Source organism: Mycobacterium sp. (assembly GCF_035506235.1).
Taxonomy (GTDB): domain Bacteria; phylum Actinomycetota; class Actinomycetes; order Mycobacteriales; family Mycobacteriaceae; genus Mycobacterium.
The window spans coordinates 1-2488 of record NZ_DATJPU010000171.1 but is presented as its reverse complement, the minus strand read 5'-3'; the positions used below and the strand labels follow the sequence as shown (position 1 = coordinate 2488).

Below are 2488 nucleotides of genomic sequence, written 5' to 3'. Positions count from 1 at the left end.
CTGCGTGCCCTGCATCCCGGGGGCGACGACCCAGCCCGGTTCGTGGTTGCCATGCGAAAACGGTGTGTCGCGCGAAAAGATCCCCGGGACGGTGGTGTCTTTGTAGCCGGGCGGCGGGCGCAGCCGTTCCTCGGAGTAGGCTACCTCCTTGGGCAGGGCGGCCGCCGAGTTGAACCAGTTGACGCCCGCTGGGACGTAATTGAACTTGATGGCGTCCAGAACCGGAGCCAAATACTGCGCGCACAGCTCGGCAGAGTCCTGATAGCCCAGCCGGCTGCCGGCCTGGATGGCGCTGCAGATGAACTGCATGGGGTTGGCGAAGTTGGGGAACGCGAACAAGCCCACCAGCGAGCTGTGCAGGGGATGGTAGAGGTTGTTGAAGTTGCCCGCGAAGGTCGGCAACACGTGCAATGCCGTTTCCAGGCCGTCCCGCGCCTCGGGTTGCAGGAGCGTGGTGGTGACGTCGGCGAGGTTGCCCACGTCGTGGGTGAGCGCGGACCTGTTGTCGTTGACGAACTTTCGGGCATCCGCGAGCACGTCGTCGAGGCGGGTGACCGTGTCGGCCACGTCATGGTCGGACTTGGTGAACCAGCCGGTGAACTGGGCCAGGTTGTCGTTGAGCGCGACGAACTGCTGATCGTTCTGATACAGTGCGCTGACGAACTGGGCCAGGCTTCGCGTGATCGCGACGAAGTCCCCCCGGCCCTCGTTGAGCGCGGTCAACGCTTTCGACAGATTGTCCAGGGTCTCGTTGACCTGCGTGCCCTTTCCGGCCAGGTTGTCCGCGGCCGACTCGATGAGGTCGCCGAACGGCCCCTTCGGCTGCTGGGGTGTGGGGCCGAGCTGCCGCAGGATTCCGTTGATGGAATCGCGCAGCTGATCCCACTCGACGGGCACCTGGGTGCGCTCGATCGGGATCACGTCACCGTCGCCCAGCACCGGTCCGCCGCTGTAGGGTGGTGACAGCTGGATGGTGCGCGAGGCGACCAGGCTGGGGTTGAGGATCGATGCGGTGGCCTTGGCGGGCACCCGGTACTTGTTGTTGTAGTGCAACGTGACTCGCATCCTGTCACCCGCCGGCTCGATCTTGTCGATCGAACCGACCCGCACGCCCATGATCTGAACTTTGTCGCCCGGGTACAGCGCGAGGGTCTCGGAAAAATACGCGACGACGGTCGTGGTGGTCAGTTTCCGGTAGAGCTGCGCTCCGGCGACGACCGCGATTATTACGAAGACCGCCGCCAACACCCCGACGAGCACCGCCCTGGCGGACACTTTCGGCAGTCGGAGGCTGCGAATGTCGAAGATGGTGCTCATCGGTTGCCACCGCCTGTCCCGTCGGGCGTGACGAACGGGGCCGGCAGCTGCGGCCCGGGTCCCGGTGGCGCCGGTGGCCCCTCGGGCAGGCCCGGCGCCAACGTCGACGGCGGCGGGGTCGGGCCGGCCGGTTGCAGGTTCTCGGTGCGCGCCCCCGGCGGCGCGTGCGCGGGCAGCGGCACCGGGGCGCCGGGAACGTCCGGCGGTGCCTCGCCGGGCCGGCCCGCGCTGGGTGCACCGGGCGTCGGCGGCAGCCCCGCGGGGTTGGGCGGTGACGTCGCCACGTCGAGCGGCGCCGGAAAACCGCCGAGAACCGGGCCGAACGGGCCCTGCTCGGAAAGCGCGCAGGGCAACGGATTTCCGGGCCGCGGCGGGCTGTCGGCCGCCGGCGTGTAGGAACACGGCGATCCCGGGGGAACGGCCGGTTGCGGGTGATCCGGCGTGCCCTCCAGCACCGGCGGCGCCGGCGGTGGCGCGCCGTTGGGGAGCCGGCCGCCGTTGGGGTCCGGCCACCGGAACGCCGGCAGGCCGGCGCTGCGCCAGAAGTTCTCCGGGTCGATGCCCCGCTTCTTGAATGCCGCGTCAACCCACGGCTGGAGCATCTGGGGGGGAAGCAGATTCACCACCATCGCCTTGAAGAACGGCCCCGAGGCGACGGCCTCGGTCAGGGATGCGGTGTACCTGCTGAGCAGCATCAGCACCTCGGCCAGTTCTTTCTTGCGCTTGACCAGCTCGTCGCTGACCGTGCCCAACTGCTGCAGCACACGGTGGGCGTTGGGGTTTTCCTTGATCAGGCCGGACACCTGGGTTGACACCGATGACACGTTGCTCAGCAGAATGCTCAGCGCCTGACTGCGCTGCCGGAACGCGGCCAGCAGCGTGTTGGCATTGACCAGCAACCCGTCGACCTGTTCGCTGCGGTCGCCCAGCACGCGGGCGACCTTGTCGGCGTTGGCCAGCAGCTGCTTGATCTGATCGTCCCGCTTGCCGAGGGTGTCGGAGAATCTGGCCACCCCGTCGAGCGCGGCGCTCAGGTGCGGCGCGGTCTGATCGAACGTCTCGGACAACACGTTCAGCGACCGTTTGACGACGTCGATGTTCCAGTCCGTCGCCGCCTTCGTGACATCGACGAACGCGTCGTAGATCTGGTACGGCGTGGTGGTCTGACCCG

The 2488-nt window shown here is 67.9% G+C and carries 2 protein-coding genes; both read right to left on the bottom strand.

Going from position 1 to position 2488, the window contains the following annotated elements:
- A partial coding sequence (locus tag VMD50_RS16290; protein ID WP_325428769.1) for a virulence factor Mce family protein occupies positions 1-1317 on the bottom strand: 1317 nt, incomplete at its 3' end.
- Positions 1314-2488, bottom strand: a 1175-nt coding sequence (locus tag VMD50_RS16285; RefSeq protein ID WP_325428768.1) for an MCE family protein, incomplete at its 5' end; no start/stop codon positions are given. The genes VMD50_RS16285 and VMD50_RS16290, both read right to left, overlap by 4 nt.